General features: G+C 42.3%; 19 protein-coding genes and 1 pseudogene. 10 read left to right on the forward strand and 10 right to left on the reverse strand.

Annotated features, from left to right (window positions below; genetic code table 11):
- Together F6K52_RS14000 and F6K52_RS14005 are read right to left on the reverse strand one after the other, a co-directional pair.
- Positions 1–306, reverse strand: a 306-nt coding sequence (locus F6K52_RS14000) for a DUF4350 domain-containing protein (RefSeq protein ID WP_293078491.1), incomplete at its 3' end; no start/stop codon positions are given.
- Positions 293–940 carry a DUF4129 domain-containing protein gene (locus tag F6K52_RS14005; RefSeq protein ID WP_293078494.1) on the reverse strand — a complete coding sequence of 216 codons (648 nt, stop codon included), beginning with the start codon at positions 938–940 and terminating at the stop codon, positions 293–295. The genes F6K52_RS14005 and F6K52_RS14000, both read right to left, overlap by 14 nt.
- A gap of 173 nt (positions 941–1,113) precedes the next feature.
- Between F6K52_RS14005 and F6K52_RS14010 the strand changes: the two genes are divergently transcribed.
- Complete coding sequence (locus F6K52_RS14010) at positions 1,114–1,548, forward strand: SRPBCC domain-containing protein (protein ID WP_293078496.1); 435 nt, start codon at positions 1,114–1,116, stop codon at positions 1,546–1,548.
- 111 nt (positions 1,549–1,659) lie between these two features.
- Here F6K52_RS14010 and F6K52_RS14015 read toward each other — a convergent pair whose 3' ends face one another.
- Both F6K52_RS14015 and F6K52_RS14020 read right to left on the reverse strand, forming a co-directional pair.
- Positions 1,660–1,833, reverse strand: coding sequence for a hypothetical protein (locus F6K52_RS14015; RefSeq protein WP_158069354.1), 174 nt, complete (start codon positions 1,831–1,833; stop codon positions 1,660–1,662).
- A gap of 392 nt (positions 1,834–2,225) precedes the next feature.
- Positions 2,226–3,935: a dynamin family protein gene (locus F6K52_RS14020; protein WP_293078499.1), complete on the reverse strand. Its 1,710-nt coding sequence runs from the start codon at positions 3,933–3,935 to the stop codon at positions 2,226–2,228.
- Positions 3,936–4,428: 493 nt separating this feature from the next.
- Between F6K52_RS14020 and F6K52_RS14025 the strand changes: the two genes are divergently transcribed.
- Positions 4,429–5,493 (forward strand): PD-(D/E)XK nuclease family transposase, encoded by a 1,065-nt coding sequence (locus F6K52_RS14025; RefSeq protein ID WP_293078501.1) that lies wholly within the window; start codon positions 4,429–4,431, stop codon positions 5,491–5,493.
- Between the two features lie 43 nt (positions 5,494–5,536).
- Here F6K52_RS14025 and F6K52_RS14030 read toward each other — a convergent pair whose 3' ends face one another.
- Positions 5,537–7,537, reverse strand: coding sequence for a family 10 glycosylhydrolase (locus F6K52_RS14030; protein WP_293078503.1), 2,001 nt, complete (start codon positions 7,535–7,537; stop codon positions 5,537–5,539).
- A gap of 321 nt (positions 7,538–7,858) precedes the next feature.
- Positions 7,859–8,344, reverse strand: a complete 486-nt coding sequence (locus tag F6K52_RS14035) for a hypothetical protein (RefSeq protein ID WP_070396443.1) — start codon at positions 8,342–8,344, stop codon at positions 7,859–7,861.
- A 101-nt stretch (positions 8,345–8,445) separates the two neighbouring features.
- Here F6K52_RS14035 and hetZ point away from each other — a divergent pair, with 101 nt between their 5' ends.
- The 8 genes and pseudogenes from hetZ to F6K52_RS14065 all read left to right on the forward strand — a co-directional run bounded on the left by hetZ (position 8,446) and on the right by F6K52_RS14065 (position 16,113).
- Positions 8,446–9,609, forward strand: a complete 1,164-nt coding sequence (gene hetZ, locus F6K52_RS14040) for a heterocyst differentiation protein HetZ (RefSeq protein ID WP_293078523.1) — start codon at positions 8,446–8,448, stop codon at positions 9,607–9,609.
- Positions 9,602–10,705: a hypothetical protein gene (locus F6K52_RS14045; protein ID WP_293078505.1), complete on the forward strand. Its 1,104-nt coding sequence runs from the start codon at positions 9,602–9,604 to the stop codon at positions 10,703–10,705. The genes hetZ and F6K52_RS14045 overlap by 8 nt, the downstream gene beginning before the upstream one ends.
- On the forward strand, positions 10,633–10,827 hold the full coding sequence (locus tag F6K52_RS36985) for a pentapeptide repeat-containing protein (protein WP_364417624.1): 195 nt from the start codon (positions 10,633–10,635) through the stop codon (positions 10,825–10,827). Before F6K52_RS14045 ends, F6K52_RS36985 begins: the two co-directional genes overlap by 73 nt.
- Before the next feature lie 50 nt (positions 10,828–10,877).
- Positions 10,878–10,988: pseudogene (locus F6K52_RS36990) on the forward strand (pentapeptide repeat-containing protein); the annotation flags it as partial.
- 25 nt (positions 10,989–11,013) lie between these two features.
- Positions 11,014–13,278, forward strand: coding sequence for a DUF4129 domain-containing transglutaminase family protein (locus tag F6K52_RS14050; protein WP_293078507.1), 2,265 nt, complete (start codon positions 11,014–11,016; stop codon positions 13,276–13,278).
- A gap of 98 nt (positions 13,279–13,376) precedes the next feature.
- The gene (locus F6K52_RS14055; protein WP_293078509.1) at positions 13,377–14,264 is read left to right on the forward strand and encodes an AEC family transporter; all 888 of its coding nucleotides are present in this window, start codon (positions 13,377–13,379) and stop codon (positions 14,262–14,264) included.
- A gap of 182 nt (positions 14,265–14,446) precedes the next feature.
- On the forward strand, positions 14,447–14,581 hold the full coding sequence (locus tag F6K52_RS14060) for a hypothetical protein (RefSeq protein ID WP_293078511.1): 135 nt from the start codon (positions 14,447–14,449) through the stop codon (positions 14,579–14,581).
- Between the two features lie 617 nt (positions 14,582–15,198).
- Positions 15,199–16,113, forward strand: coding sequence for an MvdC/MvdD family ATP grasp protein (locus F6K52_RS14065; RefSeq protein ID WP_293078513.1), 915 nt, complete (start codon positions 15,199–15,201; stop codon positions 16,111–16,113).
- A gap of 79 nt (positions 16,114–16,192) precedes the next feature.
- Here the strand turns inward: F6K52_RS14065 and F6K52_RS14070 are convergent, their stop codons facing one another.
- The 4 genes from F6K52_RS14070 to F6K52_RS14085 all read right to left on the reverse strand — a co-directional run.
- Positions 16,193–16,633: a surface-adhesin E family protein gene (locus F6K52_RS14070; protein WP_293078515.1), complete on the reverse strand. Its 441-nt coding sequence runs from the start codon at positions 16,631–16,633 to the stop codon at positions 16,193–16,195.
- A gap of 102 nt (positions 16,634–16,735) precedes the next feature.
- The gene (locus F6K52_RS14075) at positions 16,736–17,863 is read right to left on the reverse strand and encodes an SGNH/GDSL hydrolase family protein (RefSeq protein ID WP_293078517.1); all 1,128 of its coding nucleotides are present in this window, start codon (positions 17,861–17,863) and stop codon (positions 16,736–16,738) included.
- Positions 17,864–18,327: 464 nt separating this feature from the next.
- On the reverse strand, positions 18,328–19,452 hold the full coding sequence (locus F6K52_RS14080) for an SGNH/GDSL hydrolase family protein (RefSeq protein ID WP_293078519.1): 1,125 nt from the start codon (positions 19,450–19,452) through the stop codon (positions 18,328–18,330).
- 558 nt (positions 19,453–20,010) lie between these two features.
- The coding region (locus F6K52_RS14085) for an SGNH/GDSL hydrolase family protein (RefSeq protein WP_293078521.1) at positions 20,011–20,836 on the reverse strand (826 nt) is incomplete at its 5' end.

A 20,836-nucleotide genomic window follows, 5' to 3' on the forward strand; every position in this document is an offset into this window, starting at 1 on the left:
ACGACTGCCACCTCTATGAAATTCCGATCTATCTACTGTCAACCAACTAGTGACACGCAATAAGGTAACCGAACCTTGAGCATCGGTCTGATTCGCTAAATCCTCAAAGGGTTTTTGCCAACGCTGTACAGGAGTTCCTCGTTTTGCCATGTAAGCGTACCAAGCGCCATAGCCATAGGGAGCGCGGCTGTAAGTAGAACCGCTATTGATTTTATTATTAGCTGGGGCAGCTACCAGGGTAATGATCATTAGTACCACGATTGCAATGGCACTAATTACCCCTAACCGACGCCTAGGAAATCTCATCCTTCATCCTTGATAATTCAACCTTAATCTGCTGATAAGCCTGCTGGCACCGTTCAAAGATCTGACTAGAGACTTCGGCGTTACTAAAACATAACTGCTGGTGGGTGATCAGTAAGATTTGGTACGGTTTAGGTTGCGGTAATTGCTGGATAAGTTGTAGATATTCTCCATCCGTGCGACTGGGATGGCGAGGGGCAATGCCAGTATCGTGTAATTGCTGCAACATCCCCATATACAAACAACGACAGGCTTCGGTGTAGTTACCCTGCTGCTGATAGTTTTGCGATCGCTCCCACCAATTGACCACTGATAATTCTGGAACTGGTCGTTTTGTCACTCTTTTTGTAGCTTGAGTCAGTTGTTGGTAATAAGAAATAATATAAGGGTGTAATCCTCTGAACAGCCGCACCCCTAGCCAGCTTAGGATTACAGCCACAAGTAACCAAAACGTTATCCTAATCCCCTGGCGTAGTATAGGAGACAGTAACCAAGATGGCAGTGAGCTTTGGGGTTGCTCAAGAGACACCTGAGACATTGTCAGCTCCCACCACTCCCCGAATTGTCGTTGCAGCAGCTGCAACTGCCAATCCAAACTGTTTTTTTCAAAGGAACCAGTAGACATGTCACTAGTCAAGGCACAAGTTAAAATACTGATCACTAATCATGTTAAACAGCGGATTTATCCCATAGATTAAGTCATCCGTGCATCCGTGTTATTATTGTATGTAGTCCACCCTTCTATCCTTTCCCATTTACCATAATCTAAAATAACAGTACTTGAAGCCGGTAAAACTGCTATTTACTAACATGACAAGTCTCTATACTGACATTGAGATCAATGTCCCAAGGCAGAAGGTTTGGCAAATTTTGTTCCATAAACAGCAGTGGAAGTACTGGAACACATTTCTATTTGATTGTGACTCAACTTTACGGTTTGAGCAGGGGAAAGAAGTATTTCTTTCGCTGCGACGGCTTCCCCATGAAGAAGAGACAGAATTTGAGCCATTAGTTACTCAGCTTCAGCCTGGTGTGTGTCTAAGTTGGGTGTCTTCTATCCCTGGCTTTCGTAGTGAATGTGTATTTGATTTGCAAGAAATAGGAGTGGGTCGTACCAAATACGTCCACAAGCACTCTTATTCAGGTATATTGTCTCGGGTGTTTCTACCGTTTATTCGAGAGGATGAGTTACGAGGTCTTAAAAGAATGGCATGGGAGTTGAAGCGTTATGCTGAGGGGTTTTAGAACGTTAGTATGGCGCTAGCACAGCCTTACTCCGGGTGAAGTGTTAAAGATGAAACTCTAAACACGACCGACATAACCACACCCGGAAGCACTCGTTTACCTGACAACTAGTTAGTCAAGATAGCCCATAAGTTCATCTGTCCCTTCACTAACATTTGTAGCAATAGGGCGATTTTGGGGTAATGGCTTTATGCTCAGCTGTTTTCTATCGATGTATCCTGAGGGTCCAGTTCCTTTAGCAGTGAATTGGAGTTCCTTGTCTTTATTGCTATCTGTGCTGCTCATATCCCTCCTGGGACTCCTGAGTTAGAGTCAAAAATACCTTATTGTATAGCTAAGTATGGTCTAAGTTGACCAAGTTAGGCTTACAGTAAACAAAAAGTACTGTCAAGGTTATAGTATCACATTTGATAGGAGTTTTATACCTAAAGCTGCTAGAACGCCCACAGCCAAAGTGATCCCTGATGGGGTTTAGCAGATTTTGGGACTGATTGAGACGTCAGTACAGCTACCAGTAAAGTTAGTTGAAGCTAGTCAGGGCATCAGATCTCGGTTAGGTTGTCCTCAACAATCATGATTCTGCCAGCAATGGTGAACAGATTCATCCGCCATAACCCAATAGTTGAAGCCAATAACCAATAACCAATAACCAATAACCAATAACCAATAACCAATAACTAATGACTAATGACTAATAAATCCTTAGCCTTGCTCTGGATTGTTCTATAGTCCTTAAGGATTGGTTCTAGTCCTTCTTCTTCCTTTTCAACATAATTATCTAAATCTCCAAATACTCTTTTTATTTCTTCATAAATCAGAGTATACTTTAAGTTAAGTTGCTCTTTAATATCTGATATCAAATTCTTTTTATCACTGTCTAATTTTTTGCCAATTTTGCTAATTATCATTTTTCTTTTAAGATAAAGCGTTCCCCCGGAAACTAAAATCCCAACTCCGGCAAACGCAGCACCAATAAGATCCAATATTACTATCTCCGTTATCGCCATAAATAGCCCAGCAATTATTGTTACTGCCGCTCCACCTAATATATTGGTAGCGACTCCACTAGCGTTAGATTTTAAAGTATTGATAAACTCAGCATCTTCAAGGAGCTTAGACGCTTTTTGCTTAACGTCTTCAAACACCTCATGACGGCGCTCCATAACTCGGATAGATAGATTGCTATTACTTGAATAATTATCGATAGTATTCAAATCTTGTATTAACGAATCAATTAGGTTTTTAATATCCCCTAAAAAATGGTGTGTTCCCTCTTTTAAGGTTTCCTCTAACGAGACTTGTAGCTCTGGTTCATACTTAGCCTTGATCTGATCGATCCAGGCTTGGATCGAGGCATTTTTATTAACGGTACCAACAACGGACTTATTGATTAGTTTAGGAAAGGTGAAACCAGCGCTAAAATCTGATTTTATTTGCTCAGCAACTCGATCATAGTTGGCGGCTAACTTATCCAGCAGTTTAGTAATGTCATCTTGAGACTTTTTTTCACCAACAGCTAGTTTAGTTTTGATTCGTTCTACTGATGATTTATCTAGCTCTAGTTGCCGTTGAATAGATTTTAATTCATCGTCTAATTCATCAATCACATTGTGAGTGCGATCGCTAATTGATTTAAGTTTAATTTTGTAAGTCTCCCCACCGGTAACCATATCATTAATAAATCCTCTCACTTCCCTAAACCCACTCCCCTCTTCATTCCCATTGTTTTCTAATTCCGCTGAGGTCGCAAAAACTATAGGAGACTCAATATGTCGTTGACTAGCATACTCTTTAACTCTCTGACTATTTCGGCTTAATTCTTCTGGTTTAGTTAAATCAGACTGTTGAAGTATGAAGACTACTTTTTTACGCCATTGCTCACTGACATAATCCAAGAGTTCCCAAGCTGTTTTATGATAGGGATTCTTAGCGAAGAAGACAAAAAATACTAAATCACTGTTAGGAATATAGTTTTCAGTAATCTCTTGGTGGTTTTCCAGAATCGTATTCGTTCCGGGAGTATCGACAATTGATAACGTTTTCAAGATGTCAATGGGTAAACCAATTTTACGTAAGGTTGGGCTAATCTCTTTTTCAAACTGCTCCTCTGAATAAACAATTTGTTGAATAACATCCGTACATGGCTCAACATCAGTTTTGCAAATTTCTTCTTGAATCAGTGAATTAATAAAGCTACTTTTACCAGCTTTAACTTCTCCAACAATAACTAATGAAAACGGTTCATTACTATTTTTTTGTATCGTCCTAATTTTTGACTGTAATTCTGGTTTATTGATTTGACTAGCAAATTTCTGCAAATCTTGTAATAGGTCATCAATAGCAAGTTTGTGCTTGTACAAGACTTGATCAATAATTTGATTGTTCATTAATATTACTCCCCTAGATTAGACTATCCTAAATTAGAATTAGTAAAAAATAATTATTAAATGTTATATAATAGATTAAGTATAGTTATTTTAAAAGGATATCGCAAGGTAAACAAACTGATTAGGTAAGCCTTCAGCTCTAAGCTGTCAGTGGTGATCCCTTGATTAGTCATTAATCAGTAGTCATTGCTGATTTGTGTAATGCGTTCGCATTATGAATCGGAGGCTAGAGTCCCAATGTTGACGAGACCCGAATCCCCTCATATAGTTGTAAATTTTCTCGAAGTGCTGACGCAGTTGAGGAAGAATAACCTTGAAAATCTCTCTCACGGTAACCAACTAAAATAGACAAAATTCGCTTATTGCTTATTGTTTAAGTTTAATCCCTCTTGGCTAGGTTTGTCTAAACACCATTGCTCAGGATTGACCCAATGACCCAGTATAATGAAATTAAGTCGAAATTGCATAGTGCTTGTAGATAGCAAGACTAATCATGGCAGCAACACACATACGCTTTGACTGGGCGATCAAAAAACAACTGCGAGATAAAGCTAATTATGTTGTCCTCGAAGGCTTTATCAGCGAATTACTCGGAGAAGTGATTACCATTGAATCAATACTCGAAAGCGATGCAGCGCGGTCTTGGGGTTTCCCCCATGAGCGACTGCATCAAGACAGTGAAAGTAATCCTCAGACACAAGACAATAAACTAAACCGGGTAGATATTCTAGCTCTCAATAGTGCTGGGGAGTTATTGCTAGTGGAGGTGCAAAATAGTTCAGAAAATGATTACTTTCAGCGGATGTTATTTGGAGTTTCGACTCTGATTACCGAATATCTGGATAAAGGAGAGCCTTATAGTAAAGTCAAAAAGGTCTACTCCATTAATATAGTCTACTTTCCCCTCGGCCAAGGAGAAGATTACATATATCAGGGAAAATTAGATTTTATAGGACGTCATATCCAGGATAGACTAGAGCCATCAAATCTACAGAAGGAGTTGTTCAAAATTGAGCAGGTGTACCAGATATTTCCGGAATATTACATTTTGAGAGTGAAACAGTTTGATGATGTGACTAAAAACAGTTTGGATGAATGGATATATTTCCTTAAAAATAGTGAAATCAAGGAGGAATTCCAAGCCAGGGGATTAGCCCAAGCCAAGGAAAACCTGAGAATTGAGAGTCTACCCAATACAGAAAAGGCAGCCTATCAGAAATATCTGGAAGATAAACGGTATGAAATTAGTATGCTGGAAGGTGCAGAGGCAGTCGGAGAATTAAGGGGTATAGAAGAGGGCATAAAACAGGGTATAGAAGAGGGCATAAAACAGGGCATAGAACAGGGCATAGAACAGGGCATAGAACAGGGCATAGAACAGGGCATAAAACAAGAACGTCGTGCTAGCATAGAGCGAATACTCCAACTACGATTTGGAACGATTCCTTCAGAGATATCTGAAACAATAAAAGGCTTAGATATCCAAAAATTGGACACCTTGATGACAACAGCATTAACAGCTAATTCTTTAGATGAGTTTAGCCAACATCTGCTTTAACCATTGACCCTACCCTAATAGGGATGCCAAGGGTGAACAACCTTTAACCCAACGACACCACAACTCCTAAACTTTCATTCCCAATCCTATCGACTGCTGACAAAGCATAGACTCCTGACTCTAGCGCTATCTCTAGCGTGGCTGAATTCAGAATTTTGTACAACCTCCAAACCCCATCTTGTTGTCGATAAAGCGTCCAATAACAAGTTTCTCCATCACAAACTTTCTGCCAACTTAGCTTACCATCTCTTGCTCTGACATTACCTGGTGTCTTAGGTGGCTCAGTCTTTAACCACTCCATAGTAGGAACAACAGCAGGCTCAGAATAAATAGAGCTTTTGAACTGGTCAAGCACCTCTAAACGATTTTCTGTGAATACTTTCATGCTATAGAAAATATTGCCCAGAGAAATTTGAGACACTAGGTTACGGCTAATTTCAACTTGTTCTTCATACTCAGAAATCGGCCACTCTTCTCCATCTAACTTACTGAGTCTATTCCCAGAATAAATGTGTCTATTTTTAGGATTATTTTCTGTCCACCATTGCAGTAAAACCGGATAACTTTGCGCAGGAGGCTCAATCCGCCAGTAAAGTTGAGGAGCAATATAATCGACCCAGCCTTCTTCTAACCATTTTTTCGGGTCAGCATAGATAGCTTCATATTGATCTAATCCCTTAATTTGAGGAGGTTGTCCAGGACGATAAATTCCAAAAGGACTAATCCCAAATTTCACTGTTGGCTTATTAGCTTTAATGCCAGTGTAGAGACGCTCAACTATCTTATTCACATTGTCCCTGCGCCAATCCCCCAAACTCAGTTCACCCCCAGCTTCCTGATAAGCTTCATAGGTTTTTTGATCAGGAAAATCTTGATCTTTGATAGGATAAGGATAGAAATAGTCATCCAGATGAATCCCATCTACATCATAACGATCGACTACATCCAGAATCACGTTATAAGTCCAGTCCTGAACTGTTTTTACTCCTGGATCCATCCACAATTGCTTACCGTATTGATACACATAGTTTGAATGGGTAACGCTGATGTGAGGCTTGACTTTTGTGGAAACTTGTGATCCTGTTGCAGCGCGGAACGGGTTAAACCAGGCGTGTAGTTCAATATTGCGCTTGTGGCATTCTGCGATCGCAAACTCCAGCGGGTCGTAAAACGGTTCTGGTGCTTGCCCTTGGGTACCTGTTAGCCATTCACTCCAAGGTTCTAATTCTGAGGCATATAACGCATCTGCTGTAGGTCGTACCTGTAAAAACATAGCATTGAGGTTAAGTTCCTCAATCCGGTCAATAATCTCGATCAGTTCCTCTTGCTGTTGTTCTGCTGCTAGACCCTTTTCAGACGGCCAGTCAATGTTCCAGACACTGGTAACCCAAACTCCTCGAAACTCTCGCTGATGGCTAACCTCCCTAGTGGTTTGGAAAGCAACCGTATATTTTGAGTTTAGGTCTGGCACCTGACCCAAATACGCCAAAGCTTGATAGATAAACGCTGCCACATCAGCACGAGTTGCCACTTGAGTCGGTCGCAGTCGCTTGGGATTGGGATAATTGACAATTATGTTAGCATCCGTAGCGGTAGCTATCCTGTCTTGGGCATAACCAGGAATTTTATCGACATCTTGATAGAGTTGGGGTAGCTCTATCTGTACATCCGATATCTCACTCAAGGGAAGGTTCAAGCCAGCTGCGATCGCTACCAAGGCTTCGACTCGAACCAGATTAGTGTCTGGGCGGAAGCGATTACCAGGATAACCCGACATAAAGCCAGTTTCGTAAGCATATTGAATCGCTTCTTTTGCCCAGTGTTTCTGTGATACATCAATAAAGGTCGGAGCAGCTCGTTGTTTTTCGGGTTGGGAAAAAGCGTTTTTTAATATGGCAGCAAACTGAGATCGATTCATGGGTAGATTAGGTCGGAATCTGCCATCAGGAAAACCGCTAATCATTCCCTGATTGGCTAAACCTTCAATAAATGGCTTTGCCCAGTGATTTTCTGTATCAGGGAAGCCAGTTTGAGAAGCTACCATAGTTTTATTGCGAGGCATATTGGGGGCTTAACCGCAATTTTAGCCGCACTATTATAGCAAGTGGCAAATTAATACCAAGTTGCATTTACAGATACTAAATTCACCGATGGGGAGATGGACAGAGGTCGTGATGGCAGGAAATAACTATATTGAATAAATGAAAATTCCCGACATGAGACAGAGTAATTGATGATCTGATCAGGGTTGATGGTAATAATGTTTGATTCAATAGTCTTGCTTTTCAAATCCTATCATCGGTGCCATCCCCTCATCCGATGATCTCCTCATCCAGTCATTGTCTGCTCGCGCTCGTTGCCATACTTAAGCAATGTCAGGAGGTAGATTGTTAGAATCTGACTTGGGTGCTGACCGGATTTGCTGTAGTTGAGCTTGTATTAAATTTCGTAGGTCTTCTCGAGAGACCTCTGAACCAACCGCTAAATTACCAGGTGTATCAAAGAAAACAGTACTAGTGACGGTGTCGATTGCCAACATCTGAAACAAAATGTGAGTGACTGGCACCCCGCACGCCATAAGTTGAGGATCCCAATCAGAATGAAAATTGGCAGCATCTTGAACAGTCGGAAAAGCATAAATAACATTTTTCTCCAGATCAGGGTTAGCACGATTACTCAGTGTCGTCAACACCCAACCTTGGTCAAGATTTTGGAGAATGTAATATTCCAGATGGTTTAGTTGTTCCGCCAGAAGTTTGAGTACTGGAGCGATCGCTTCAATCGCTTGAGGCGTCGTTCCATCTTGTGGAGCATTATCAATCAAATTGTTAATTTGTTCGTCTAATTCCATAGGAGCTATAGGGTGAGGAATTTGGCTGCACATAGTCTAAACCTAAATCAAATTTGTCGAGAGTACGTGTATGTTAGGGTCGTTATTGAATGAAAATCATGATGAGGGAAGTCTGCCTGGGCGTGGAAGGACTATTTGAACTGCTGTATAAAGAACTCCGGCAGTCCACTCGTGCTTCTAAGCAAAACTGCCAGGACGTAGCAAGACGTATAGCTGATGAAGTTAATCGTATTTGCAATGAAAGTAATCGGATTCAAAACTCTGGGGATGTGGACAGCTGGGCTCAAAACCTCGCTAACCATCGTCTCAAGCAAGTTTGTCATTACTACAAACTGGGGTCGCTCCAAGGAAGGGTAGAACTACAGAGTACTCTTAGTGCGATTATCTACCGCTACATTACACCCCATCAAACGCCGACCAGTTACCAGGCGCGGCTGAATATGATTGAAGATTTCTTACAGGGATTCTATGCCGAAGCCTTAAATGCCTTTCGGCGGGAAACTTCCCTGGAGGAAACCTATCGTCCCCGCAGCCTCCTGGAACTATCAGAATATATGGCGTTTACAGAGCGCTATGGTAAGCGACGTATTCCTTTACCCGGTCGCCGTTCCCAACAGTTGATCATTCTACGTGCTCAAACCTTTTCCCAACAGCAACCTCCAGAAACCTCTGTGGATATGGATACAGCGGCGGAAGGAGCAGCACAAGAGTCAGATGCGACTTGGAATGATGCGGCGATTCAGCAGGTGCGGGAGGCAATGGTGTTATCGGATTCTGAACCCCTAGACTCCAGCCTGCGGGAAACTGTAATCAAAGAACTATTCGCCTATCTCGAAGAACGCCAGCAACATGATTGTGCAAATTACTTTACTCTGCGGCTCAAAGACCTGCCAACTAGGGAAATTGAGGAGATTTTAGGCATCAATCCCAGACAGCGGGACTATTTACAACAACGGTTTAAGTATCATCTGATTCGGTTTGCTCTGTCTCACCGCTGGGAATTGGTACATCAGTGGCTGGGAGCAGATTTGGATCGAAATCTGGGACTAACACCAAAAGAATGGCAACGATTTCAAGAAAAACTAAGTTCCCAACAGTCAGAATTACTTAAACTCAAACAACAAGGTTACTCCAATGAACAAATTTCTAAGACCTTGGGTTGTACACTAAATCAGGCACAGAAGCGATGGTTTAAGTTGCTCGAAATTGCCTGGGATATTCGTAATAGTTCAGTATCCGGATCCGGTAGATCTAAAGATGAATAGTGACATAGATAACAACATGGACGCTTTTTATAGCCGCTTAATGGCTTGGCTAAAAGAGTCCCGTCCCGCTGCTTCAATACCATCAAGCGGTCAAGTAAACGATACTGTACCTCTGGGTGAGACGACAGCAGCGGATTTTGACTTTGATGTATATCCCCTGGATTTATCAGAATCACTGGACTTGGAAAACTTGAACATTGTCCCTAATCACAATGGCGAAGCGGCTTTAGACCGCATGTGGGTGAATTCACTAGAATCGATCACCCATGATGACCTTACACTAGGCGGTGAAATCCGCCGCTACAACTTGGGAGAGATGTCAACCGTGCAAAATCGTTTCCAGACGCTATTGAAGCGCAAACTACAAGCTCAAATTGAACTTAACCCACCTCTGTTTCCTTGGGAGACAGAAATTTCAGACTATGAAACTGATATTGTTGACGCAATAGCAGAGTCTTGGGTTTCTGGAGTTAGGTTTTGGATGCCACAGTTGTCTAACTTGGCAATACCTACTGCCATTCCAGAAAACGTTTTATCTCAATTGCTAGAAGCCTGCTCTGAGGCAGTGTCTTCCCAGTATCAACTAGGGGCTAAACTGGTTAGCGCAGTTCAAAAGCTGTTTCCGGACGAATTCTATGCCCTTAACTCCTGGAGTGGCAGGATCTTGATGACACCTACTCGTTCTCCAGAAGAACAACTGCAATCCCTACCTTACGAAGAAGCTAACAATGACCAAAAGATGGTGTTGGCTCTGTTAGCAGCTAAGGAAATTCTTACCACCCTGACCATTCCAGTTTCACCAAATCAAACTCCTGTGGAGCGCCAGTGGGAGACTAGTGCTGGTTTAGTGACTCTGCGAGCCGAATATCATCAAGAAGATGGTGTGTCTCAGCTACGGGTCAGCACTCGTTTGCCTAAAGGTGGTAGCTTGACTCTAGGTACACCTCAAGCCTCGGCAAAAGCAGAACGTACCTATCCAGGTTACCTGAGTGTAGAATCCTATGATTTACAACCCAATCAGATTTGTTCTATCGAGATTCGCTTCGATCATGGAGAACAGAAACCTTTGACCTTTGCAATCTGCCCTACAAATTAGTCAGAATAGTTGTATGCAGGTTAACAGGTTGCAGGTTAACGGGTTGCAGGTTAACAGGTTGCAGGTTAACAGGTTGCAGGTTAACAGGTTGCAGGTTAACAGGTTGCAGGTTAACAGGTTAACAGGTTTCAGGTTAACAGGTTAACAGGTTTCAGGTTATAACCTTAAACATTCCAACCTTAAACATTCCAACCTTAAACATTCCAACCTTAAACATTCCAACCTTAAACATTCCAACCTTGGCCAAAAGGCCACGGGTGCGCGTTTAACATTCCAAGCTTGACATATAACCTCGGAGCGCATCTACCATGGTGAGTCAGTTTTGGCAGCGTCTTGAGGCGAAGCCATTGCCTCCTACAGAGGAGTCGATTTCGTTAAGGGTGTTGGTACAGGCACTGGTAGTAGTAGGAATTGTGGCTGTTGATGTTGCCGCATCTACCTTCTGGAGTCTTTGGGCAGTACCCTTAAGTATTGTGGGAGCAACCTGGAGTTGGTATCGTCGTCGCCAACGTAACATAGCTCTGAAATTCTTGCTGGCATTGGGGATGTTGCTGGCATTGGTAGCCTTTTTGGGCAATGTGTTCAGTCAGCTCAATGATACCCGCTTGGCTCTGGCTCAGTTGTTAGTTCAGCTGCAAATTCTCCATAGCTTTGACTTGCCGCGCCGCAAGGATTTGGGCTATTCGATGGTAATTGGGCTAATCCTTTTGGGGGTCGCTGGTACTGTGAGTCAGACTCTGGCCTTTGCCCCTCTGTTGTTAGTATTTTTAGCGATCGCATTACCGGTTCTTGTCCTAGATTACCAGTCACGCTTGGGTATATCTACGGTTAAAAAACGTAAAAAATTATACGGTTTTACTCCCAATTCCTCACCCATACCCCTAAAGCGTCTCATTTTATTTATCGGGGTAATTATGGCGCTAGGGTTAACGATTTTTGCTCTGATGCCTCGTTTCCCTGGCTATCAAATCCAGATGTATCCCGTCAGTGCTCCTGGGGAAATGGCAAACCGGAGATTTGATTCACAAAATAGGTTAATTGTTAACCCTGGCTATGTAAGTGAAGGGAAACAGCAAGGGGAAAATGGTAGTGGTGGCTCTCAAAACGCTACGGGTTCTGGTGAGTTGGATGAGACATTTTACTATGGCTTTAATAGCAAGATTAACCAGAATCTGCGGGGAGAACTCAAACCTAAGGTAGTGATGCGGGTGCGTTCTCAAGCACCGGGATTTTGGCGAGTGCTAGCGTTTGACCACTACACGGGTCAGGGTTGGGAAATTTCTCGGGATAATCAAGTCCAGAAAATAACTCGACCAAGCTGGTCCTATCGCTTTCAACTCTTACCTGCATTGATCACAGGTCAAACCAAAAAGATAATTCAAACCTACACAGCTGTATCAGAACTACCCAATCTGATTCCCGCTTTGGCCTATCCTAGCGAATTGTTCTTTCCGTCGCGGGAAATAGGTATTGGACCAGAAGGCAGTTTGCGATCGCCTTTAGGTTTAGTAGAAGGACTGACCTATACCGTAATATCAGAAGTTCCATTTCGCGATCGCACTAAGTTGCAGCAAGCTGGGGATAACTACCCCAAGTCGATTCAAAACTACTATCTAGATATTCCCCCCCAAATTGCAGTGAGGGTCAGGCAACGTACTGAAGAACTCCTAGCCACTTCAGAGAAACCTCTTACCTCTTCCTATGAAAAAGCCTTGTATCTAGCCCAGGCGGTTAAGCAGCGTTATCGCCTGCCCCAAGACCCCTCACAATTCCCTTTTCTAGAAGAAAATCAAGATTTGGTGGAAGCCTTTCTCTTCAAGTATCAAGGTGGTTATCCCGACCACTTCTCCACCACCCTCACCATGATGCTCCGTTCCATAGGCATCCCAGCCCGATTAGTGGCTGGATTTGGCACTGGCGAATTTAACCCTTTTACCGGGTTTTACATCGTCCGGAATACTGATGCCTATGCCATGACTGAGGTTTATTTCCCTAAATACGGTTGGTTTGCCTTTGATCCCATCCCAGGTCATCAATTGCTGCCCCCCTCCGTCGAGCAATATCAAACCTTTAGTGTATTGCGGCAGTTTTGGCAGTGGGTAGCAGGTTGGCTCCCCTCACCAATCACTGGTTTACTTAGCAATCTATGGCATTTCACCATTGGTACCATTATCCGAGTATTTGTTGGATTGTGGGAGATGGTATCTAGTGGTTGGTTAGGTATGTTGAGCGGCTTGATATTAGCGATCGCATTTGGTTTTCTGAGCTGGCTAGGTTGGCATCAGTGGAAAAACTGGCGCTATCGTTTCTGGTTGGCAACATTGCCACCAATGGAACAGATTTACCAGCAAATGATCAAAATTTTAGCAACCAAAGGATATCTCAAACATCCGACTCAAACTCCCTTAGAATACGCTAGCAGTATAGGTCAAGACCAGCCTAAAGCATCCGCTGAGGTCATTGACCAGATAGCGCATGCTTATATCCGTTGGCGTTATGGAGGTCACAGACCTAATATTAAACAACTGCGGCGGCGACTGAAGCAGTTGAGCAAAAATAGGTTTAAGGTTTAAGGTTTAAGGTTTAAGGTTTAAGGTTGCTTGAAAGTCAACAGTCAACGGTTAACAAAAAGACTTTTACTTTAATAGGGTTCATCTAAAGTATTTATATAATGACTGTTCTTCTACCTGCTGTTGTTTCGGTCGGTTTAATTATCCTGATTGGATTTATTGCTGGTCGCACGTTATCTCTGGACAAGCAAACTCTTTCTCAGCTATCTCTTTATATTCTGGTACCAGCGTTGATAGCAGACAGCTTGTATCGGACAACACTGTCTACCGAAAGCACCACTGGTTTAGTCGCTGGGTTGATCATTACTGCTGTGTTGCTTTACCTACTGAGTTGGGGATTAGGCAAACTGTTGAAATTACCAGCAGTTGTCCAAAAAAGCTTTATGGTTGCTGCTATTTTTCCCAATGCTGGAAACCTGGGGCTTCCTCTCAATTCCTTTGCCTTTGGTACACCGGGTTTAGAACGCGCTATAGTTTACATGATCACAGCTGCCTTGTTGATGTTTGCTATTTGTCCCGCCTTACTTAAAGGGGGTAGTATTAGTTCTGGAGTGGGCTTAACCCTAAAACTACCGCTACTCTGGGCAATGCTGGCAGGATTAACCTGGCGTTTATTGCGCTTAAAACTGCCTTTAGGGCTAGATAAGGGTATTCACCAGTTGGGTATGGCAGCAATCCCTATCGATTTAATTGTTTTGGGGATACAATTGTCTCGCACCCGTTTGGTGATAGGACGGTATGAGGTGCTCGCCACTACCTTGCGTTTGTTGGTAGCTCCGCTAATTGCCCATACCGTTGGTCAAGCATTGGGACTGGAGGGATTAAATTTACAGGTGTTGGTGTTGCAAAGTGCCATGCCTGTAGCAATTAGTACGGTAGTTTTGGTCACTGAGTTTGGGGGAGATGCTCCCTTAGTAGCACGGACAGTGGTTTTATCTACCTTAGTCAGTTTCCTTTCTCTTCCCCTAGTTTTGTGGGCGACTACTTAGTTAGTATTTATTCATTAACAAGAGCTAAACTAGAGAATTCACGGACATAGAACTGTAAAAGATTTAACAGGATCAGTAATTATCTGGATTACGAAAGCCAGGTTAATTTGCCATGGTTACATACAGAGATTATTTCTCTGACCATCTTTTTGAACTAGCGCTTTCAGCCATTAAAAGCAGTCATGAATACTCAACTTGCCAGTCCACCTGCTCAATACGACAGTTTAAATGTCGCTATTCCCCAAACCTCAGATGAAGAAGGAGGCATTCTTACGGATGCGATTGGAGAAGATGGCAATATTACCAGCTTCGCCTGAGGGGAAGAAAGGGGTGCAAGCACAAAGGGCCTTGTCAGCGGTGCGACCCCGGTCGGGTTCCCCGACAAGCGTGAACGCGCACTAAGAGAGAAGAAGGGGCAGACCTGCTCGAAGCCTTGAGTAACAACCAAACTGCTATCGAACACAAACAACATCTCTCAGGTATTGACCTTAAACCATTACCAGTCAAAATAATCTCAATATTGGCACACTTGCCAATTTTTTAGTAATTATAAAGATTAGGGAATATAGCAATTCTATCGGATTGCTATAGGGAGAAATGTCGCCCTCAAAGGCTAAGCAATCTACTAACAACTCCCTGACCCATTAGCAGCGTCTTGCAACATTTAGGCAATTTGTCAACAGGGTGTACTATATTTTCGGAGTAATATCAGGATGCATTTAACTATAAAAATTACCTGTTATCAGGTAAATATATCTTATAGTATACCAAAATTAAATTGGCTTAGATGGTGTTTTAAAATACCAATTTTTTGCCAAACAAAGTATGATATTGACTTGATTAGCCACACTATTATCTAGTAAACCGAAACAAAAAAGGAACTTGGGTAATCAGCAGAACTGTATAAATACTAGTTCGTTTTGTTTGGCAATAGATGAATATTTTAATTTTGGGCAATCCTGAAGATACTCACGCTGCGCATATCAACCATGCTCTGACTAAGGCTGGAGGCAAGACAAACTATCTTGACACTTCTCTGTTTCCTACTAAATTACGCCTATCTTGGCAGCCACACACTAAAGATGGAATTCTCACCCTATCCGATGGCTATCAATTACGTCTGAGAGATATTCGTAGCATCTTTTGGCGTAATTTTTCTGGAGTTCAAATTCCGCAAATTAAAAATCCATTACAGCAGAGAGTTGCTTTTAATGATGCGATGAGTACCCTAAGAACCTTGATGCAAGGAACATCAATTCACTGGGTAAACTCATGGCAAGCTTATCAATTGCATAAGGAAAAACCTCTACAATTGAGCAAAGCTGAACAAATGGGTGTAACGATTCCCCATACTCTGATTAGTAATGATCCAGACGCTATCATTAAGTTTACGAAGTCTTGTAATAAAGTGATTTTTAAGCCAGTCTATGGTGGTGCTCATGTCCAGTTTTTAACAGAAAAACATCTACAACCTGAACGACTAAACTTAGCGCTGCGGCTTTCTCCTGTTACTATACAGGAGTATATCCCTGGCACAAATATTCGCACCTATGTAATTGGGGACTCGATGTATTCGGCAGAAATTCGCTCCAAGTCACTTGACTTTCGAGAAGATATCGATGCTCAATTGATTCCGGTCAGGCTGCCAAAGACGGTGCAACAGCAGTGTAAAGCTATCACTAGAGCGTTTTGGCTGCAGTGGACGGCGATTGACTGGCGTTTAAAGCCAAATGGTGAATACGTGTTTCTTGAGGCTAACCCTAGTCCGATGTTTTTACACTTTGAGCAACAAACTGGTTTCCCTATCACCCAAGAATTAGTTAATCTTCTGATGAGTGATATCAATTGATTCCTGAGTCGGACAGTGCTGAGTTCCGACTCAACAGTGAACAGTCAACAGTGAAAAGTTAATAGTCAACAGTTAACAGTCAACGGTTTACAACATTAGTATTAGAATTACAAGCTAAGGTGTGAAAACCATTCATGACATGAACCGTTGGAGTATCGGGCATGGGTATTGTGTACCAATCATTCTCCGATTCTTCTCGGCTGATTATACTACCCTGGGAATCGTATTGTTCAAAACGCAATGTACGTATGGAACGCTCAGGGCAATTAACTTGAACCGTGATAATGGCAGAATACACTCCTGGTTCGAGAGGATTACCAAATACTATTCTACTATCAAAGGAGTGGATGGGATTGCCCATTTTATCCGTGGTGCTGACCAAAGAATCGACATCGAAGTAGTGGATATTTCCTGTCTGAGCATTTGACATGACTCTGACCCAACGCCTTGATTGTGCCTGAGCTATAGCAGTCTGAGACAGGTAAGCGATCGCAGATAAGATTAACAGAAATTTACCCATAGATAGAATTTACCAATAGTAGTATCAAACGATTAAGTATAAATTTAGTATCAACGGTGACAGCTCGGAAAGCTGCCACTGTGTTATAGTTAATATTAAGATCTAGCAGGATTTATTCAACTGTTTCCGAAGCAACCAGGCCAGCCCTATCACTCCTAAGGAGGCGGAAGACACTGGTTCAGGTACAGACTTAGAATCAGCCTTGTCTTGGAACTTCAGTGCGGCTATTGTTAATTCCGCTAGGATCTTATGGCTAGCTGTGGTTGGGTTGACGCTATCCCAGAATAAAAACTCGTCTGGATTAGCACAAGGAACAAACGTTGCTTCATCTAAGCACGTTTCCGTCACATTCGTGAAACCAAAGTTTCCAGGATTGGCCAAAATCTGATCAAATAGGTCATCCTCATCAAAAGATATCAGGTTAATGTCAGGTAATGATTGGCTCAAAACTTCAAGGGTGGAGTCCAACACAGAGTTATGCTGTTCGGTCAAATCCGTGAGGCCAGTCGATAATGAACTATCTAGGCTCAGTGATTGAGGTATCTTTCCCAAATCCGGTAAGTTAAGCACTAGGAAATTGCGAGCACCAAAGTTATACAGGGAGTTCAGGGCTGTCTCTATATTGCCCACGACCTGAGTAGGATTAGGAGGGTCTACACTCCGGTAATCATTGCCACCCGACCACAGAATATACAGAGCGTTGGGGTCAGCCATCTGATCAGATAGGATTAGGTCATTGGTAAACCCTGCGACTTGGGTGAGTAATCCCGGTAACAACGCCCCGAACTCACCAATGCCACTTAATCCGCTTTCAGCACCACCAAAAGCAAAGTTTACGCTTTGATTAGTCGTCGCACCATTGAAGAAAAAACTCGCCCGAGGGCCATCGGGAGTGATAGTGATTGGCGAAAGTATGGGGGAATCCGCTAACACCACTGACAAGTCAGTAGATGGCTTTAGGTCTATTTCCAGAGAATCTGCTAGATAATCTACCCAGATCGGACCATTGCTAAAACGTCCCTGAAAGTAGGGTGGACTCTGGGGGATGATCCCAATTGTGGGATTTAACTGATTGCTTGCCTTACTTATATTGAAGACATTGCCAGAATCCGATAGGGCATCACCAAACACATAAAGATTAGTGAAATCTAAATCATATGCCCTAGCTTCAGAGGGCAACATTAAAGATAATAGAGAAAATCCAAAGGCCGTAATTGCGTTTTTCATCATTGATTGTCTGTGATTGTAGGCAGCCCTTTCAAGCCAGAACTAAAAATCTACAGAGATAGAATACTGCTTTGGGTGACCTTTGGTTAACCCTCTTTATTAAGATATTGCAAAATTTTTGAGTTATAGTATAAATAAACAATAAAGTCTTACAATAAATTTAATCAGAGTATATATGAACTTTCATATTAATGAGGTACACACTATTGTTTTCCTATTTACAATTCCGAAGTTCCCTCTTATGACTTCCCTAATCCCTGCTCCCTTTTGAAGTTATCAATAATACTTATTATTTATTATTTAAAGTTTAATAAAATCACCATTATTGCTTAATCATTATATTATTAAGCAACGCCTAAATTTACCCATATAATTTACCAATAGTAGTATCAAACTATTAAGTATAAATTTAGTATCAACAGTGACAGCTCGGAAAGCTGCCACTGTGTTTTAATTAATAGTAAACTCTAGCAGGATTTCTTCAACTGTTTACGAAACAACCAGGCAAGCCCTATCACTCCTAAGGAGGCAGAAGACACTGGTTCTGGTACAGACTTAGACTCATCCTTGTCTTGGGACTTCAGTGTTGCTAAGGCCGATTCCGCTAGGATCTGATGGCCAGCTGTGGTTGGGTGGGAGGGATCCCAGAAGAAAAACTCGTCTGGATTACTACAGGCAATAAACGTTGCTTGATCTAAGCACGTTTCCGTCACATTGCTGAAACCAAAGTTTCCAGGATTGGCCAAAATCTGATCAAATAGGTCATACTGATCAACGGATATCAGGTTAATGTCAGGCAAAGATTGGCTCAAAACGTTAAGGCTGGAGTCCAATACAGAGTTATGCTGCTCCGTCAAATCCGTGAGGCCAGTCGATAATACACTATCTAGGCTCAGTGATTGAGGTATCTTTCCCAAATCTGGTAAGTTAAGCACTAGGAAGTTGCGAGCACCAAAGTTATACAGGGAGTTCAGGGCTGTCTCTATATTGCCCACGACCTGAGTCGGGTTAGGAGGATCGATATTCAGATAATCAGTGGCACCCGACCACAGAATATACAGAGCGTTGGGGTCAGCCATCTGATCAGATACGATTAGGTCATTGGTAAACCCTGCGACTTGGGTGAGTAATCCCGGTAAAAACTCGCCAAACTCACCAATGCCACTGAATCCGGTTTCAGCACCACCAAAAGCAAAGTTTACGCTTTGATTAGTGGTCGCACCATTGAAGAAAAAACTCACCCGAGGGCCATCGGGAGTGATAGTGAATGGCGCAAGTATGGGGGAATCCGGTGACACCAGTGACAAGTCAGTAGATGGCTTTAGGTCTATTTCCAGAGAATCTGCTAAATAATCTACCCAGATCGGACCATTGCTAAAACGTCCCTCAAAGTAGGGTGGACTCTGGGGGATAATGGGAATGGTGGGATCTACCCGATTGGCTGCCTTACTGATATTGAAGGCATTGCCAGAATCCGATAGGGAATCACCAAACACATAAAGATTACTGAAATCTAAATCATATGCCCTAACAGAAAGGGGAAACACGAAAGATAATAGAGAAAATCCAAAAGCCGTAATTGCGTTTTTCATCGTTGATTGTCTGTGATGGTAGGCAGCCCTTTCAAGCCAAAACTAAAAATCTACAGAGGTATATTACTGCTTTGGGTGACCCTCTTTATTAAGATATTGCAAATTTTTTTAGTTATATTATAAATAAACAATAAAGTCTTACAATAGTCTTACAATAAATTTAATCAGGCTAGATCTGGTATAATTTTCGTAAACAAAACATCGATAATATCGATCGCGTAGCGTGACCAAAGGTCAATCTTATAAAGCCTGGGTAATTGATAATTGGTAATCGGGAATTGGTAAGTGTGATTACTACTATCACTGCTCCCCTAGAAGTGCGCCGAATTATAGAACGAGTATTGTAGACAGAAAAGGATAAACTCTATATGAAAACTCCCCGTAACATTAATAATGTTATCCTGAAAATTGTCAAGGAATAAATTCAATGAAGCTGCTATCGATTCAGCAATTTACCCATAGAATTTACCAATAGTAGTATCAAACTATTAAGTATCAATTTAGTATCAACGGTGACAGCTCGGGAAGCTGCCACTGTGTTTTAGTTAATACTAAACTCTAGCAGCATTTATTCAACTGTTTCCGAAACAACCACGCAACCCCTATAACTCCTAAGGAGGCAGAAGACACTGCTGCTGGTACAGACTTAGTCTTAGCCTTAGTATTAACCTTGTTTTGGGACTTCAGTGCGGCTATTGTTAATTCCGCTAGGATCTTATGGCCAGCTGTCGTTGGGTGGGTGCTATCCCAGAATAAAAACTCGTCTGGATTAGCACAAGCAATAAACGTTGTTCCATCTAAGCACTCTTCCGTCACATTCGTGAAACCAAAGTTTCCAGGATTGGTCAAAATCTGATTAAATAGGTCATACTGATCAACGGATATCAAGTTAATGTCAGGTAAAGATTGCCTCAAAATGTTAAGCCTGGAGTCCAATACAGAGTTATGCTGCTCGGTCAAATCTGTGAGGCTAGACGATAATACACTATTTAGTCTCAGCGATTGAGGTATCTTTCCCAAATCTGGTAAGTTAAGCACTAGGAAATTGCGAGCACCAAAGTTATACAGGGAGTTCAGGGCTGTCTCTATATTGCCCACGACCTGAGTAGGATTAGGAATATCCATACTCTGATAATCATTGCCACCCAACCACAGAATATATAGGGCGTTGGGGTCAGCCATCTGATCAGATACGATTAGGTCATTGGTGAACCCTGCTACTTGGGTCAGTAATCCCGGGGACAATGCTTCGAACTCACCAAGGCCAGACACTCCGGTTTGAGCACCACCAACAGCAAAGTTTACGCTTTGATTAGTCGTCGCACCATGGAAGAAAAAACTCACCCGAGGACTATCGGGAGTGATACTGATGGGAGAAAGTGTC

The sequence above is a fragment of the Moorena sp. SIO3H5 genome (genome assembly GCF_010692395.1).
Lineage (GTDB): Bacteria > Cyanobacteriota > Cyanobacteriia > Cyanobacteriales > Coleofasciculaceae > Moorena.

Coding starts and splice junctions, on each gene's coding strand:
- F6K52_RS14010 (WP_293078496.1), top strand. CDS start 1,114: ATGACAAGTCTCTATACTGACATTGAGATCAATGTCCCAAGGCAGAAG.
- F6K52_RS14015 (WP_158069354.1), bottom strand. CDS start 1,833: ATGAGCAGCACAGATAGCAATAAAGACAAGGAACTCCAATTCACTGCT.
- F6K52_RS14020 (WP_293078499.1), bottom strand. CDS start 3,935: ATGAACAATCAAATTATTGATCAAGTCTTGTACAAGCACAAACTTGCT.
- F6K52_RS14025 (WP_293078501.1), top strand. CDS start 4,429: ATGGCAGCAACACACATACGCTTTGACTGGGCGATCAAAAAACAACTG.
- F6K52_RS14030 (WP_293078503.1), bottom strand. CDS start 7,537: ATGGTAGCTTCTCAAACTGGCTTCCCTGATACAGAAAATCACTGGGCA.
- F6K52_RS14035 (WP_070396443.1), bottom strand. CDS start 8,344: ATGGAATTAGACGAACAAATTAACAATTTGATTGATAATGCTCCACAA.
- hetZ (WP_293078523.1), top strand. CDS start 8,446: ATGAGGGAAGTCTGCCTGGGCGTGGAAGGACTATTTGAACTGCTGTAT.
- F6K52_RS14045 (WP_293078505.1), top strand. CDS start 9,602: ATGAATAGTGACATAGATAACAACATGGACGCTTTTTATAGCCGCTTA.
- F6K52_RS14050 (WP_293078507.1), top strand. CDS start 11,014: ATGGTGAGTCAGTTTTGGCAGCGTCTTGAGGCGAAGCCATTGCCTCCT.
- F6K52_RS14055 (WP_293078509.1), top strand. CDS start 13,377: ATGACTGTTCTTCTACCTGCTGTTGTTTCGGTCGGTTTAATTATCCTG.
- F6K52_RS14060 (WP_293078511.1), top strand. CDS start 14,447: ATGAATACTCAACTTGCCAGTCCACCTGCTCAATACGACAGTTTAAAT.
- F6K52_RS14065 (WP_293078513.1), top strand. CDS start 15,199: ATGAATATTTTAATTTTGGGCAATCCTGAAGATACTCACGCTGCGCAT.
- F6K52_RS14070 (WP_293078515.1), bottom strand. CDS start 16,633: ATGGGTAAATTTCTGTTAATCTTATCTGCGATCGCTTACCTGTCTCAG.
- F6K52_RS14075 (WP_293078517.1), bottom strand. CDS start 17,863: ATGATGAAAAACGCAATTACGGCCTTTGGATTTTCTCTATTATCTTTA.
- F6K52_RS14080 (WP_293078519.1), bottom strand. CDS start 19,452: ATGAAAAACGCAATTACGGCTTTTGGATTTTCTCTATTATCTTTCGTG.